Source organism: Pseudomonas sp. VD-NE ins, from assembly GCF_031882575.1.
GTDB classification, from domain to species: domain Bacteria; phylum Pseudomonadota; class Gammaproteobacteria; order Pseudomonadales; family Pseudomonadaceae; genus Aquipseudomonas; species Aquipseudomonas fluorescens_BZ.
Window position 1 is genome coordinate 738455 of record NZ_CP134772.1, and the last position, 15765, is coordinate 754219.

13 protein-coding genes are annotated in these 15765 nt (G+C 59.1%); 7 read left to right on the forward strand and 6 right to left on the reverse strand.

Annotation, left to right across the window (positions count from 1 at the left end):
* Positions 1–21: 21 nt before the first annotated feature.
* The gene (prmA, locus tag RMV17_RS03045; protein WP_311885505.1) at positions 22–900 is read right to left on the reverse strand and encodes a 50S ribosomal protein L11 methyltransferase; all 879 of its coding nucleotides are present in this window, start codon (positions 898–900) and stop codon (positions 22–24) included.
* A gap of 87 nt (positions 901–987) precedes the next feature.
* Between prmA and RMV17_RS03050 the strand changes: the two genes are divergently transcribed.
* Complete coding sequence (locus RMV17_RS03050) at positions 988–1134, forward strand: hypothetical protein (RefSeq protein WP_311885507.1); 147 nt, start codon at positions 988–990, stop codon at positions 1132–1134.
* A 3-nt stretch (positions 1135–1137) separates the two neighbouring features.
* Here RMV17_RS03050 and accC read toward each other — a convergent pair whose 3' ends face one another.
* The 5 genes from accC to gcbA all read right to left on the reverse strand — a co-directional run bounded on the left by accC (position 1138) and on the right by gcbA (position 7386).
* The gene (gene accC / locus RMV17_RS03055) at positions 1138–2496 is read right to left on the reverse strand and encodes an acetyl-CoA carboxylase biotin carboxylase subunit (protein ID WP_077570780.1); all 1359 of its coding nucleotides are present in this window, start codon (positions 2494–2496) and stop codon (positions 1138–1140) included.
* Positions 2497–2513: 17 nt separating this feature from the next.
* Positions 2514–2975: an acetyl-CoA carboxylase biotin carboxyl carrier protein gene (gene accB / locus RMV17_RS03060; protein ID WP_007914603.1), complete on the reverse strand. Its 462-nt coding sequence runs from the start codon at positions 2973–2975 to the stop codon at positions 2514–2516.
* Between the two features lie 48 nt (positions 2976–3023).
* On the reverse strand, positions 3024–3476 hold the full coding sequence (gene aroQ / locus RMV17_RS03065; RefSeq protein ID WP_007914604.1) for a type II 3-dehydroquinate dehydratase: 453 nt from the start codon (positions 3474–3476) through the stop codon (positions 3024–3026).
* 241 nt (positions 3477–3717) lie between these two features.
* A complete protein-coding gene (locus RMV17_RS03070; RefSeq protein WP_311885511.1) occupies positions 3718–5664 on the reverse strand; it encodes a methyl-accepting chemotaxis protein in 1947 nt (648 codons plus the stop codon).
* 51 nt (positions 5665–5715) lie between these two features.
* On the reverse strand, positions 5716–7386 hold the full coding sequence (gene gcbA / locus RMV17_RS03075) for a diguanylate cyclase GcbA (protein ID WP_034151562.1): 1671 nt from the start codon (positions 7384–7386) through the stop codon (positions 5716–5718).
* Positions 7387–7892: 506 nt separating this feature from the next.
* Here gcbA and RMV17_RS03080 point away from each other — a divergent pair.
* From RMV17_RS03080 to speA, 6 genes are all read left to right on the forward strand, one after another.
* The gene (locus RMV17_RS03080; RefSeq protein WP_311887011.1) at positions 7893–8684 is read left to right on the forward strand and encodes a hypothetical protein; all 792 of its coding nucleotides are present in this window, start codon (positions 7893–7895) and stop codon (positions 8682–8684) included.
* A complete protein-coding gene (locus tag RMV17_RS03085; RefSeq protein ID WP_311885515.1) occupies positions 8681–11017 on the forward strand; it encodes a lipase family protein in 2337 nt (778 codons plus the stop codon). The genes RMV17_RS03080 and RMV17_RS03085 overlap by 4 nt, the downstream gene beginning before the upstream one ends.
* A 196-nt stretch (positions 11018–11213) precedes the next feature.
* Positions 11214–12281: a DUF2333 family protein gene (locus RMV17_RS03090; RefSeq protein ID WP_007914608.1), complete on the forward strand. Its 1068-nt coding sequence runs from the start codon at positions 11214–11216 to the stop codon at positions 12279–12281.
* 3 nt (positions 12282–12284) lie between these two features.
* Positions 12285–12842 (forward strand): NUDIX hydrolase, encoded by a 558-nt coding sequence (locus tag RMV17_RS03095; protein ID WP_311885518.1) that lies wholly within the window; start codon positions 12285–12287, stop codon positions 12840–12842.
* A 187-nt stretch (positions 12843–13029) separates the two neighbouring features.
* The gene (locus RMV17_RS03100) at positions 13030–13401 is read left to right on the forward strand and encodes a translation initiation factor Sui1 (protein WP_007914613.1); all 372 of its coding nucleotides are present in this window, start codon (positions 13030–13032) and stop codon (positions 13399–13401) included.
* Positions 13402–13620: 219 nt separating this feature from the next.
* On the forward strand, positions 13621–15534 hold the full coding sequence (gene speA / locus RMV17_RS03105; protein ID WP_034151560.1) for an arginine decarboxylase: 1914 nt from the start codon (positions 13621–13623) through the stop codon (positions 15532–15534).
* The last annotated feature ends 231 nt before the right edge of the window (positions 15535–15765 follow it).

Genomic DNA, 15765 nt, shown 5'->3' on the forward strand with positions numbered 1-15765 from the left:
CGGATTATGCAGGCGGTCATATTAACGCCGACGGCCGGTGATGCGCACCCAGCCATCGCGATTGGCGATCGGGTCGAGGTCAAAGTCCTGGGCATAAGCGGCAGCGACTTCATCACCTTGTTCGGCAAGGATGCCCGACAGCGCCAGACGCCCACCGGACCTGACCAGCCCGGACAGTTGCGGCGCCAGCGAAACCAGCGGGCCGGCGAGAATGTTGGCGACCAGCACGTCGGCTTTGACCTGCGGCAGATCTTCCGGCAGGTACAGCGGGAACAGTTCGTCGGCAATGTTGTTGCGCCCGGCGTTGTCGCGCGAGGCTTCCAGCGCCTGCACGTCGATGTCGGTGCCGACCGCTTCCTTGGCGCCGAGCAGCAGGGCGGCGATTGCCAGGATCCCCGAGCCGCAACCGAAGTCGAGTACGTTGCAGTCTTTCAGGTCCTGACCGTCGAGCCATTCCAGGCACAGCGCGGTGGTCGGGTGAGTGCCGGTGCCGAACGCCAGGCCCGGATCCAGCAGCAGGTTGACCGCATCAGGTTCCGGCGCCGCGTGCCAGCTCGGCACGATCCACAGGCGCTGGCCGAAACGCATCGGCTGGAAACCGTCCATCCAGCTGCGTTCCCAGTCCTGATCTTCGATGACCTCGCTGTGATGCTCGGGCAGCGGGCTGCCGGTCAGCAGTTCCAGATGGGCCAGAACCGGTGCTGGTTCCGTGCCGCCTTCGAACAGCGCCAACAGATGCGTGTGCGCCCACAGCGGGGTGGTGTTGAGTTCCGGCTCGAAGATCGGCTGATCTTCGGCGTCCATGAAGGTCACCGACACGGCGCCCACTTCAAGGAAAGCGTCTTCGTAGGTTTCGGCTTGTTCCGGGCTGATGGCGAGACGTACTTGCAGCCAAGGCATGGCGGGCACCTTTGAAAAATATTGATTGCAGCCTAGCGGCCGGCGAGAAGCGCGCAAGTTTACGCGAGCGCGCGGCAGAACACGAACATGGTTGAAGATCAAAAGATCGCAGCCTTCGGCAGCTCCTACAGGGGAATGCATTCGAATGTAGGAGCTGCCGCAGGCTGCGATCTTTTGACTTTGCAGCAGAAACAACAAAGCCGCCCGAAGGCGGCTTTGTCTGGTGCGGGCTGAAGCTTAGTGCTTCTCGCCAGCCAGCTTGTGCTCGAGGTAGTGAATGTTCACACCACCCTTGCAGAAGCCTTCGTCACGAACCAGATCACGGTGCAGCGGGATGTTGGTCTTGATCCCGTCAACCACGATTTCGTCCAGGGCATTGCGCATGCGGGCCATGGCTTCGTCGCGGGTGGCGCCGTAAGTGATCAGCTTGCCGATCAGCGAGTCGTAGTTCGGTGGAACCGCATAACCGCTGTACAGGTGCGAATCGACGCGAACGCCGTTGCCGCCTGGAGCGTGGAAATGCTTGACCGTGCCCGGGCTCGGCATGAAGGTTTTCGGGTCTTCAGCGTTGATCCGGCATTCCAGCGAGTGACCGCGGATAACCACATCATCCTGCGTGAACGACAGTTTGTTGCCAGCGGCGATGCTGAGCATCTCCTTGACGATGTCGATACCGGTGACCATTTCCGAAACCGGGTGCTCCACCTGAACACGGGTGTTCATTTCGATGAAGTAGAAACGACCGTTCTCGTACAGGAACTCGAAAGTGCCGGCGCCGCGGTAACCGATGTCGATGCACGCCTTGACGCAGCGAGCCAGTACTTCCTCGCGAGCCTTCTCGTCGATGCCCGGTGCCGGCGCTTCTTCGAGAACCTTCTGGTGACGACGTTGCAGCGAGCAATCGCGGTCGCCCAGATGGATGGCGTGGCCCTGGCCGTCGGACAGCACTTGCACTTCGACGTGGCGTGGGTTGGTCAGGAATTTTTCCAGATAGACCATCGGGTTGCCGAACGCCGCGCCGGCTTCGGTGCGGGTCAGTTTGGCGAAGGCGATCAGGTCTTCTTCCTTGTGCACAACGCGCATGCCGCGACCACCACCGCCGCCAGCGGCTTTGATGATCACCGGGTAGCCGACTTCACGACCGATGCGCAGCGCCGTTTCTTCGTCTTCCGGCAGTGGGCCGTCGGAGCCTGGAACGGTAGGCACGCCCGCTTCGATCATCGCGTGCTTGGCCGAAACCTTGTCGCCCATCAGGCGAATGGTGTCGGCTTTCGGGCCGATGAAGGCGAAGCCGGAGTTCTCGACCTGCTCGGCGAAATCGGCGTTTTCCGCGAGGAAACCGTAGCCTGGGTGAATGGCGGTAGCGCCAGTCACTTCAGCGGCAGCGATGATGGCCGGGATGTGCAGGTAAGAGTGCGCGGCAGAAGCCGGGCCGATGCAGACGGATTCGTCTGCCAGACCCAGGTGCATCAGCTCTTTGTCGGCCTTGGAGTAAACGGCGACGGTCTTGATGCCCATCTCTTTGCAGGCACGCAGAATCCGCAGGGCGATCTCACCGCGGTTAGCGATCAGAACTTTTTCCAACTTCGCAGTCATCAAAGGCTCTCCGCAGTTCAAACGATGGTGAACAGCGGTTGGTCGTACTCAACCGGCTGGCCGTCTTCGACGAGGATGGACTCGATCACACCGCTGGTTTCAGCTTCGATGTGGTTCATCATCTTCATGGCTTCGACGATGCACAGAGTGTCGCCTTTCTTCACGGTCTGGCCGACTTCAACGAAGGACGGCGAGGTTGGCGAAGATTTACGGTAGAAGGTGCCGACCATCGGCGAACGGGCAACAGTGCCGTTCAGCGCTGGGGCAGCAGCGGCAGCCGGGGCTGCAGCGGCAACCGGAGCAGCTGCAACAGGTGCGGCTGCCGGCGCTTGCATCGGAGCTGGCGCGTAGTACTGCTGAGCCGGAGTCTTGCTGTGACGGCTGATGCGTACGGACTCTTCGCCTTCCTTGATCTCGAGCTCGTCGATGCCGGACTCTTCCAGCAATTCGATCAGTTTCTTAACTTTACGGATATCCATGAATCATCAACTCCCAAGGGTCGGTCAGGGGCGCTTAACGCTTGTAGTTCAAGTCGTTGCCTGTGTTTCAAGCTGTTCTAGTGCAGCCTCCAGGGCCAGTCGGTAACCGCTGGCGCCAAGGCCGCAGATCACTCCCACCGCTACATCGGAGAAGTAAGAGTGATGGCGGAAAGGTTCGCGTTTGTGCACGTTGGACAAATGCACTTCGATGAATGGGATGCTCACTCCCAGCAACGCGTCACGTAATGCGACACTTGTGTGTGTAAAAGCTGCTGGATTGATCAGAATGAAATCGACACCTTCGCCACGTGCAGCGTGGATGCGGTCGATCAATTCGTACTCGGCATTGCTTTGCAGATACAGCAGATGATGGCCGGCTTCACGGGCGCGACGCTCCAGATCCTGATTGATCTGCGCCAGGGTCGTTGAACCGTAAGTGCCGGGTTCGCGGGTGCCGAGCAGGTTCAGGTTGGGGCCGTGCAGCACCAGTAGGGTTGCCATCTGCGTAGTCCTTGTTATGAATGAGCAATCGTCAGAACCCGGCGACTATGCCGCAAAGACTTTGTGACTGTCCAGTTCTATGCAATAGCCAGCACGATGGCCGATGTTTGCGCGAAATATGTGACCAAGTGATTTGATCCGGTCACTTGTGGTGGCTGGACTGACGCCTTCGCGAGCAGGCTCGCTCCCACAGGGGTATGCATTCCAATGTGGGAGCGAGCCTGCTCGCGATAGCGGTCTATCAGACGCGAAATGCCTGAACAGCTGTATGCAATTGCCCGCCCAATACCAGCAAATTCTCACCCTGTTCGCGTCCGCGACCGATACGCACCAGATTATCCCCACCCAACTGATGAATCCGCTCGCTGTGATCGCGAATCTCGCTGACCGCACCGCTTTGCTGCGCGGTGACATCAGCAATGCGGATCGCCGTGTCGGAAATGGTCTGGATCGCGCCGACGATTTTATCCAGCGCGCCATCCGCCGCTTGCGCCTGATTGGCCGTGGCTTCGGCGTGCTCGACCTGCGCGCGCATGCCTTCGACTGATTGGCGGGCGGCGGTTTGCAGGCCAGCGATCAGCGTCTGAATCTCGGCTGTCGCGCCGGCGGTGCGTTGTGCCAGCGAGCGCACTTCCTCGGCGACCACGGCAAACCCGCGACCCATTTCCCCGGCGCGCGCCGCTTCAATCGCCGCGTTCAGCGCCAACAGGTTGGTCTGGTCGGCAATCGAGCGAATCACCGTCAAAACGCCGCCGATGGTCGCTGACTCCTCGGCCAGATGCTCGATCATCTGCGCGTTGCCTTGTACTTCGCCGACCAATGCATGCAGCCCGGTCAGGCTCTGGCCAATCACGGTCTGGCCATGCTCGACGGCCAGTCCGGCATGACGGCTGGCATCCGCCGCCTGCTGCGCGTCGCCGGCAACTTGCTGAATGGTTGCCTCCAGTTCGCTGAGTGAGTCACGGATCAACGCGGTATCGCCGGCCTGATGTTCAGCGCCGCTGTGCAAGTCGTTGCTCAACTCGGCAAGCGTGCGGCTGCTGCCTGCGACTTGTTCGGCATTGCCACGAATGGTGCCGACCAGATCCACCAGATACGCCCGCAAGCGGTTCAGCGACGCTTCGATGTCGTGCAGTTCGCGGTTGGTCTTGCCCAGATGAATGTCGCGGCTGAAATCGCCCTCGGCCCAGGTCGACAACGCCGGAGCGAGATTGGTCAGGGTGCGTGAGAGTCGGCGTTGCAAGGTGTCGATCAGTAGCGCGATCAGCAGAATCAAACCGATCATCCCGCCCTGCATCAGCCGCACTTCGCTTTGAATCTGCCCGTGCTGAGCGCGCACGACCGGTTCCAGTCCAGCGATGGCTTGCTGCACAGCGGCGATTTTCTGGTGAGTGGCAGTGCTCAGGTCGGTGCGTTTCTGGATCTGATCGCGCGTGCGTGCAAGCTCCGCCGGATAACGTCCGAGCAAGCTGTTGAGTTCGCGCTTGAGGCCGACGCCGGCGTCTTCGGCGACGGCTTTTTCGGTGTTCTCGATGCCCATCATCGCTGCGAAATCGTCGCTGCCCGATTCACTCTTGGTCACAACGCCGAGCAGGGGCAGGGCATCAATCGCTTGAGCCTGCGAGCGGATATTGCTGACTTCACGCTCAACGTCGGCGGCCAGCTCACTGCGCCCGCTGCTGACCAGTTTGTCCCGTGCCAGCGACAGTTTGCCCAAATGCTGCGATGCGGCGAGCAGCGGCGCCAGATAAACCGCGTTACCGTTGGCGTAAGTGCTGAGCTGATCGAGGCTGGCGCTCAGTTCGCGCTCTGCCTGCAACAGCAAGGCCTGCGGGTCACCGGCCAGCTTGCCGGCCGCGAGCAGGTCGGTCTTGCTGAACTCATCAAGGCCCGACAGGCTCGGGCGCAGGGTGTCGGCCAGCGCTGGCGGCAATTCGCCGAGTTCTTTCTGCAAAACGTCGATGGCCTGACTGGCGCTGCTCAGGCGCAAGGCGTCGCCGCTGGCGAGGTAATCCTCGACGTTGCGCGCCACTTCGTTCTGAAATTGCTGCGACAGCCCCAGATAACGTTCCATCAACAGATACGGGCGTTCGAGGGCTTTTTGCGACCACCACAGCGTTGCGCCGAGTGCGAGGCACACGGCGACCAGCAACAGCGTATTGAGATTGGTGAGCAACTTCAGGCGCATGACGGCTACCAACGGCAGAAATGGTAAGCGCCTGAATTTATTGCGGTTCTGTTACAGGGTTATGACCGAATCAGTGGAATCCGATGAAAAAGTGGCACTTTGCTTTGAGTCGCGCGCGGTCTGCACGCGATTGCGTCCGGCGCCCTTGGCGCGGTACAGCGCCTCATCGGCCTGACTGGCCATCATCAGGCTGTCGCAGTCGTCGTGCATTTCCACCACACCGGCGCTGAAGGTGCACCACAAATCCTGCGGCTGCGCCGGGTAATGGATCTCGGCGAAGCGCTGGCGGATTTCGTCGAGCACTTTGTGCGCGGCTTCTATATCGGTGTCGGGCATGACGATGGCGAACTCTTCGCCGCCATATCGGCCAATGAAATCGGTCTTGCGCAAACGCTGCTTGAGAAACAGCGCGAGGCTCTTGATCACCCGGTCGCCCATCGGGTGGCCGTGGCTGTCATTGACCCGTTTGAAATGGTCGATGTCGAGCATGGCAAAGCTCAATGGCTTGTTCTCGCGACGGGCGCGGAACGAGCAGTCTTCGAGCAGTTGCAGAATATGCGTGTGGTTGTACAAGCCGGTAAGGCTGTCGCGGACCATCCGCGCCTTGAGATTGCGCGCGCGGGCGGCGCGGTTGCGCACGGTGGTGATCAGGTGGCGCGGCTTGATCGGTTTGGTCAGGAAGTCATCGCCGCCCTCGCTCATCGCGTCGAGTTGCTTGTCCAGATCGTCCTCGGCCGACAGGTAAATGATCGGCACGCTGACATAGCGGTCGTTATGGCGAATCACTTTGGCCAGTTCGGTACCGGTGCAGGCCGGCATGTACATGTCGAGGATGATCAGGTCTGGCTGGAAATCCGCCAGTTCGGCCATCGCCTGAATCGGTTCGATCAAGGTGCGGGTGACGATGCCGGCGCTGTTGAGCAGGCGCTCGGTGTGCAAGGCCTGCGCGCGCGAGTCGTCGATGATCAGCACTTTATAAGGCTCGTACTGGGCGACGCAGGTGAGGACTTCGATTTTTTCCAGCAGACTCGACGCTTCGAGGGTGCCGGTGAGGAACTCCTGGCCGCCGGCGCGCACGGCGGCAAGACGGGTCGGCGTGTCGGTTTCGTGCAGGCTGAAGAACAGCAGCGGCAGAGGTTCTTCCAGGCCAACCTGGGCTTCGGCGGCGAGCTTCAGGCCGATGCCGGCGCCGCTGAAATCCACGTCCATGACGATCGCGGCCGGCAGGCGCTCGACCATCGAGGAGCGAAACGCCGAGACACTGTCCAGCGCCTGCGCGCTCAGACCGAAGAACTCCAGTTGCTTGGCCAAGCGTTCGGCGCGGTCGTGATCCTGCAGCATCACATAGATCGGTTTGCGCAGCGGTGGCAGGAACGTCTGGTCGAGTTGATCGCCATGGCGCAGGCCGGTGCGTGACAAGCGCTGCATCAAACGATTGAGGTCGGTGATCAAACCACTGCTCAGGCGACCGCGATTGGCGTCCACTGCTTCCAGCGACTGGCTGATGTGACGCGCCAGCTGAGTGTGTTCGGGCTGTTCGAAGCGCTCGGCAAAACGCAGCAGGCGCAGGTTGGCCTCGCTCAGTTCGGCGAGATCGACAGTGGACCACTCACTGCGTTGCAGGCGCTGCCATATCTCAAGAATCTGACGTGCCTGATGAATTACCCGCTGGGCAAAGTGGTGCTTGAGACGCTCACGGCTGGGGTCTTCTGGCTCGGTCATATCCTGACTACTAGTTAGGCTGCATGCTGAGATCGACTGGTGGCTCTATGCTAGCACCTCTTTTCCCTTACACGAGTGTCGTACGTCAATAATCTGCAATGCGTCACTATTCAGTTTCTGACCGGGTGGTTTTGTTTTCGACCTGCAGGTGGACGAGGAGCCCGCTACCAGGGTGTTTAGAGACGTTTCCTGTCCTTTGCGGCGACGCTTCCCGATCCTTGGCGGAGGGTGTCTGTCAGTTCTTTCTGATTTCTCGCCGAAGCATTTTCACCGCGTTATGGATCGGTAGAGTTCAGGGATTCCCTTAGAGGCTTTCTATAAAAATCTTCTGCTGCAAAGCAGGGGAGTTGCCTTGGGGATGCGCTCTTTGTAACTGGATTACAAGGATTTCAGCACCATCAGAGTCGTGGTGGCGGATGTGCAACATTTAACTCCTGATACATGAACACCAAGGACGAAGCTCCATGACGGATCAGACGCAGCGTTGGCGGAGAGTTCTCCCCTTCATCAAACGATTGGCTCAAAACGTGACACTCGGCAGTTGCGTCGCCCTGACATTGGGTTGTTCGGCTGTGGGCAAACCGAACACATTCGCCTTTGTTCCTGACTTTCCACCCAACTTCAGGTACGACCTGACGGCCACCTATGTGCCCGCCAGAGATCAAACATGTTCGGTACCGGGTGGGAAAGGTACTCAGCTTGGGTTCAACAAAACCAACATGAAATACGAAGGCACCTCCGTAGTCCCGCTTTACAGAACCGTAAGCGACTGCCCGCTGGCGCTGAACCATGTGGAGATCAAGATCATCGGCGTTTTTGGTCCGGAGCGAAGTGACAGCAGTTATGACTACGCCTCATTTGCGGTGCGCCCGGAGTTGCTGGAGCGACAAATGGGTACTTTCAGAGATGACGAGACAGCTGAGTTCTTCGGTGAGTGTATGTGGTCCTTCCGCACGGTGGGGCCGAAGCGTTACCTGATCAAACTGCTGACCTGCAGAAAAATGGATGCGCAGGGCAATGTCGGGCGAAGCCGTCCTTCCACGGCGTACACGCTGACTCAGCTAGCGGGGATAACCGTAAGGCTGAAGATCAAGTTGTCCGATCAGGAAAAACCCGCCATTGAAGATACCTGGAGCAAAGTGCCCGGTGGATGGAAGCGCTGCATGGGCGACAACTTTGAAGACCAGTACGCGTTTTGCTACGGCAATCACAAGGACTTCAGCACCTTCAGGATGGTGGATGAACGGATCTGCACTATTTATCCGGGTTGCACTGAAAACAAGGACGAAACCCCATGAGCATTGAACCGTTAGATCCGAGCATCGCTGCGTTTATGCAAGGCAACATCCACGCTTGCCCACTGCGTGGGCATTCAACTAGTTTCCAATTGGTGGACGAGTTCGGTGCTGGCAAACCCTATGCCGGATTGACATACGAAATCATCGATTACGAAGACACCGTTTACACGGGCAAACTGGACGCCACAGGTTACGGCAAGTTAGAAAACCATTACTGTGGCCCGGTGGTACTCAAACTGTATAACGCATATCGAGGCAGTGAGAAAACATACACTTTTTTACAGGGCAGACCCCACTATCCACTTCCCATTACTGAGCTCCAGGTGCGCGCCGAAAAAACCCGGTTCTTCAACAAATCAGGTGTACGCACCCAAGCCAATCCTGCAAAAGACCTTGCGGCAAACGCTGCCTATTACCAGGTTGAAGTGAGCGAACTGGTCAAGCATGTAGCGCACTTGCCGCCCTTGGCCCAGCGTAGTGATCCGCCGAATATGGTGGTTCACGCACTTATGCGATCCGCGCCAAAAACCAGATCCTTTGTGCAAGTTGATGAAAATTTGCCGGACAAAGGGGCGAGCGCGATCTTCAGTCAGGGACAACTGGCCACGGTCGAGTTGGGCTTTTCCCCGCCGCCGCCCAAATCCCAAGGCATTGCCTTGCTGCCTAACAAACATCATGTGCTGGAGGTGCGCCCCATGAGGGCATTGCGCCCGATGCTTTCGACGAGCAATGAATTCTGCGCACTCAACCTCTATCAACTGTCGTTGATGGCGACCCTGAGTTACACCGACTTCGGACAGGAGCCCAATACTCAACCGGTCAAGACCGACAGTGTGAGCTTCCCCTTGCAGCCCAGCAGCGGCAACTGGTTTGGCCATGCCCTGCCGCAGTTTGATGAACTGTGGAAAGTTGATGCCACCCAGAGCAAAAAGTATTACCCGCTCTACGAGGAAGTGCCCTACTCGAAACGCCTGGAAGTGGTGCCGTTCGACCCGCACCTCTATCCCGAGGTCAACGCCCCGGCATTGGGTGATGAGCAGGAGCACCCGGCCAAGCTGCACTTTTTTGATGATAGCCAACAGGTCCAAAGCACGGACACACAAGCCTTCATCTGCCACCACGACGAGCTGATCCTCATCAGCGTGCGCGGCACCAGTGAGATATGGCCTGACGGCCTGCGTGATGGCGATGCCTATCAGGTTCCGTTCGAAGAAGGCGAAGGCAAGGTGCACCGCGGATTCTACGGTGGTGCTTTAGCGGCTTATCCGTTCATCGTGACTTATCTGGAAAAGTTCTACAGCGGCCAAAAACTGCTGATTACCGGACACAGCCTGGGCGGTGCGATAGCCCTGATCTTGTCCGAGATGCTGCGCCGGAATCAGCGCTACCAGCCGGATATCGTGCTCTACACCTACGGCGCCCCTCGCGCCGGCGACACCACTTTCATCGACAGTGCCAAGGCGTTGACCCACCACCGCATCGTCAACCAGAACGACCCGGTTCCGAGCGTACCCGCCACATGGATGAATACCTTCGCCAATCCAAAGCCAATGTATATCGCCAACGGCGCAGTGCTGGTTATTACCCCGGCTGCCGGTTTTGCCTTGCTTGTCTGGGGAATGACCAACTTCTTTGGTGACGATTACGGCCATCACGGCGCGCTGCGCCATTTCATGCCAGTGGTGTTTGGCAAGGAACACCAGTCATCCATTCTCTGGCAACCGGGCTGCAGCATCATCAACGATCACGGCTGTGCCGAAGCCTTGCGAAATATCAATGGCCTGCCCAAGCGCGGCTCTTTTCTGAAGCAGCTCTTCGCGGCAGGCGATCACTCGATGGTCGGCAGCTACATCCCCGGCTGCTGGGCCAGCCTGCGCCGCTGGCAGGAAGCACAGCAGCTCAAGCGCTCGTTGGTCACACCACGGGAGTTCGAATGGGTCAGCGGCGCATTGGAAAATATCAGAAAGCAACTGCGTGCCCTTGAGCGCGAGATCCAGGCTCACCCCAGCGCCTATGTCCGTCACCAGGAAAGAAATCACAAGACCACGGTTCTCAACAACGAAATAGACAAAATCAAAATGACCCATGACCGCCTGGTCGCCCTGCGCGGCCAGCGGGTCACCGAAGCCGACGTTTACGGCAGCTATGCCGACCAGCCCGAGTGGGTGCAGGAAAACCTGCTGCGCTGGAACGCTCACCCGGAAAACCTCGTTCAGGAACAACTGGCGATGATTCCTCCCGCCGCCGAAGACCACGATGCCGCTATTGCCGCAATGACCGGTGGGCATGCCGTTGGCGCGCCGTTTCATCTGGATATTGACTCTATTGTGTAGCCCCAACGTTTACGGGACAAAGCTCAGCATCTATTAATGAAGATCTTTGGAGCCTGATTCGGCGTCTATCCTTACGCTCACTGGCAACACTGGGCTGCTTTTTTCCGGATAACTCCTACGGCGGGTGCCCGGCTCTGGCACGTTGTTGTATGGTTGTGGTCGAACCGTTGAACCCAAGATTTGAAAGGATATCGCCATGCTGGACTGGAAAAACCGCGCGGGCAGCGCGCCTGAACGTGCCGCTGAACCCAAGTCGGCCGCCCGCAGCTATGTCGGCGGGGTGCTGTTCAGCCGAGCTTTGGCCACGCTGATCGGCCTCTATCTGCTGGTGACCATTGGCCTGGGCTGGTACTGGAGCCAGGAGCCGGCGCTGTTTCCGGTCGCACAAAATGCGCAAGTGGCTGCCGAGAAAGAAGGCAAGCAGATGGTGATCGGCTACACCACGGTCGAAACCCTGAAGACCGTTGCCGGCACCTTGCTCAACAAGCCGGGCGGCTACATTTCCAATGACCGCTTCCCGCCGGGCCTGTGGATGGACAACACCCCAAGCTGGGAATACGGCGTGCTGGTGCAGGTACGTGACCTGACCCGTGCCCTGCGTAAAGACTTTGCCCGTTCGCAGTCGCAGTCGGCTGAAGATGCCGATCTGGCCAAGGCCGAGCCGCGTTTCAATTTCGACAACAAGAGCTGGATCCTGCCGTCGAGTGAGTCGGAATATCAGGAAGGGATCAACTCGCTGAGCCGCTATCAGGCGCGCCTGTCCGATCCAACCCAGAAAAACGCGCTGTTCTATGCGCGCGCTGACAACCTGAACAACTGGCTCGGCGATGTCGGCACCCGTCTCGGTTCGCTGTCGCAACGCCTGTCGGCCAGCGTTGGCCGGGTCAAACTCAATACCGCGCTGAAAACCGAAGTGCCGGCCATCGGCGAAGTGCCGCAGGTTGACGAAGAAGTCGTAGAGACCCCGTGGATGCAGATCGACAACGTGTTCTACGAAGCGCGCGGTCAGGCCTGGGCACTCTCGCATCTGTTGCGCGCCATCGAAGTCGACTTCGCCGACGTGCTGGCGAAGAAGAACGCCACCGTCAGCGTGCGCCAGATCATTCGTGAGCTGGAAGCCTCGCAGGAACCGGTCTGGAGTCCTATGATTCTTAACGGCAGCGGCTTCGGCGTGCTGGCCAACCATTCGCTGGTCATGGCCAACTATATTTCCCGTGCCAACGCTGCTGTGATCGATTTGCGTCAACTGCTCAATCAGGGCTGATTCATGAGCCAGAACGCCAAAGAGGCGGCCCATCGCGCCGCCTCCGATGCTGAACAGATCGCCTGGGTCGACGAGCAGGACAACCTGCTCGGCGCTCTCGTGCGCGCGGATTTGCGCGAGCGTGGGCTGATCGGCCGTGGCACCTACATCATGTTGTTCAATTCCGCCGGTGAGTTGTGCGTGCACCGGCGCACCTTGAGCAAGGCGATTTATCCCGGTTACTGGGACGTCGCGGCGGGCGGCATGGTGCAGGCTGACGAGAGCTACGCCGAGTCGGCGGCCCGTGAGCTGGAAGAGGAATTGGGTGTCAGCGGCGTAGAGCTGACGGCCCATGACCATTTCTACTTCGAAGACACTGGCAACCGTCTTTGGTGTTCGGCGTTTTCTGCCGTGTGGGACGGCCCGCTTACATTGCAGCCTGAAGAAGTCCTCGAAGCACGCTTTATTCCGGTCGAGCAGGTCATGCGGGAAATCGGGCAGAAGCCTTATTGCCCGGACTCTCTGGCAGCGTTGAAGCGCTATCTGAAGGCGCAGCAAAGCGACGTCGCAAAGAACACATAAATTGGCGCCGATTGGCACTTAGCAAGTCGCTTTTTTGCCGTTACACTGCGCGACCTTTTCAAGCTGCACCGTCCTGCTTTCATTGAAGCATCGGTGCAGTAGCGCTGCCCCTGCCTGAGTGGGGCTTCGCGGTCGCTGACCTTGCCCAAGGTTGCGATCAGTCTTTGTCCTCCCAAGAGGATTGCCGGTGGCCAAAAAAGCCGCATCCTTCGCCGCCTTAGGTGGCCTGGTATTTTCCACCGACGCAGGTCGTCATTGCCCGGAATGCAGCAAACCGGTGGACGCCTGTATCTGCAAACAAACCGTGATCCCGGCCGGCGACGGCATTGCCCGCGTGCGTCGCGAGAGCAAGGGCCGTGGCGGCAAGACGGTGACCACCATCACTGGCGTGCCACTGGCCGAAGACGCGCTCAAAGAGTTGGCGACAACGTTGAAGAAACGTTGCGGCACTGGCGGGGCGTTGAAAGACGGGATTATCGAAATCCAGGGCGATCATGTCGAGCTACTCTTGGCGGAGCTGATCAAGCACGGATTCAAAGCGAAGAAGTCCGGCGGCTAGCAGCCTCTGTGAAAACCACCTGCGGCTTGATCCGGCGCTGAAACAGTTCAGATCCGGCGTCGTCTCCATGGTTTTCACAGAGCCTGTTCATGACCGGTTTCTAAACTCCACGCGGTCAGCGCGGTCTACCGCCGCGCTGACGAATCGTCATTTTCATACTTTAGACTGCGCCGGCCTGAGATCAGGCGACGCACTATGACTTCTTTATAGGGGACTTCGATGTCCGTACGACGCACACGCAAAGACGATGGCAGCCAATGGACAGTTGCGGACAGCCGCAGTGTTTACGGAATTCGCCATTGGGGGGCCGGGTATTTCGCGATCAATGACGCCGGTCGCGTCGAAGTTCGTCCGAACGGCCCGAGCAGTTCGCCTATCGACCTGTTCGAGCAAGTCGACCAACTGCGCAAAAGCGGTTTGTCCTTGCCGTTGCTGGTTCGTTTTCCTGACATCCTGCAAGACCGTGTCCGCCAGTTGACCGGTGCCTTCGATGCGAACATCGAGCGCCTGGAATACCAGAGCAAGTACACCGCGCTGTACCCGATCAAGGTTAATCAGCAAGAAGCGGTGATCGAGAACATCATCGCCACTCAGGACGTTTCCATCGGTCTGGAAGCCGGCTCCAAGCCTGAGCTGCTGGCCGTGCTGGCACTGGCGCCGAAGGGCGGCACCATCGTCTGCAACGGTTACAAGGACCGCGAGTTCATCCGCTTGGCGCTGATGGGTCAGAAGCTTGGCCATAATGTGTTCATCGTCATCGAGAAAGAATCCGAAGTCGGTCTGGTGATCGAAGAAGCGGCTTCGTTGAAGGTCAAGCCACAGGTCGGCCTGCGCGTGCGTCTGTCGTCGCTGGCGTCGTCGAAGTGGGCGGACACCGGTGGCGAGAAATCCAAATTCGGTCTGTCGGCGGCGCAACTGCTGTCGGTGGTCGAGCGTTTCCGCGCGGCGGGCCTGGATCAAGGCATTCGCCTGCTGCACTTCCACATGGGTTCGCAGATTGCCAACCTCGCTGACTATCAGCACGGCTTCAAGGAAGCGATTCGTTACTACGGCGAGCTGCGCAACCTCGGTCTGCCGGTCGATCACATTGATGTCGGCGGCGGTCTGGGTGTCGACTACGACGGCACGCACTCGCGCAACGCCAGTTCGATCAACTACGACATGGATGATTACGCCGGTGTCGTGGTCGGCATGCTCAAGGAATTCTGCGACGCGCAGGCCCTGCCGCATCCGCATATCTTCTCCGAGAGCGGCCGTTCGCTGACCGCGCACCACGCCATGCTGGTGGTGCAGGTGACCGACGTCGAGAAGCACAACGACGAGATCCCGCAGATCGAAAACAAAGAGTCGCTGCCGGAAACCGTGCAGTGGCTGGTTGACCTGCTCGGCCCGACCGACATCGAAATGGTCACCGAGACCTACTGGCGCGCCACTCACTACATGAGCGACGTGGCCGCGCAGTACGCCGACGGCAAACTGACCCTGGCCGAAAAAGCCTTGGCCGAGCAGTGCTACTTCGCGGTGTGCCGTCGCCTGCACAACTCGCTGAAAGCCCGTCAGCGTTCGCACCGTCAGGTGCTCGACGAGCTCAATGACAAGCTGGCCGACAAGTACATCTGCAACTTCTCGGTGTTCCAGAGCCTGCCGGACACCTGGGCGATCGATCAGGTGCTGCCGATCATCCCGCTGCATCGTCTCGACGAAGAGCCGCTGCGTCGCGCGGTGCTGCAGGATCTGACCTGCGATTCCGACGGCAAGATCAACCAGTACGTCGACGAGCAGAGCATCGAAACCAGCCTGCCGGTGCACGGTTTGAATGAAGGCGAAGATTACCTGCTGGGCGTGTTCCTGGTCGGCGCCTATCAGGAAATCCTTGGCGACATGCACAACCTGTTCGGTGACACCGACTCGGTGAACATCTACCAGAACGCCGATGGCAGCGTGTACCACGCCGGCATCGAGACCCACGACACCATCGAAGACATGCTGCGTTACGTGCACTTGTCGCCGGAAGAACTGATGACTCACTACCGCGACAAGTGCGCCAGTGCCCGCATCAGTGCCAGCGAGCGCACGCAATTTCTCGATGCCTTGCGTCTGGGCCTGACCCGCTCCTCCTACCTGTCTTCCTGAGACCCGGTGGCGATCTCGCCGGGTTGTCCGAATTTTTTCCGAAAGTAGCGGAAAATTCGGATGACCCGGTGGGACATCTCCCAAAATCTTCGCGAAATGCTTGGCGGTCCTGGCCAGCAAAGTCATCCGGTCTGCTTTTCGCGTAGGTCATTTCCTAAGTTGTACTTCAGCTCTCTACTCGGCCATGGCTCTCGGCGAGAATCCCCGACCGCCCCTCCTGTAGAGATCCGC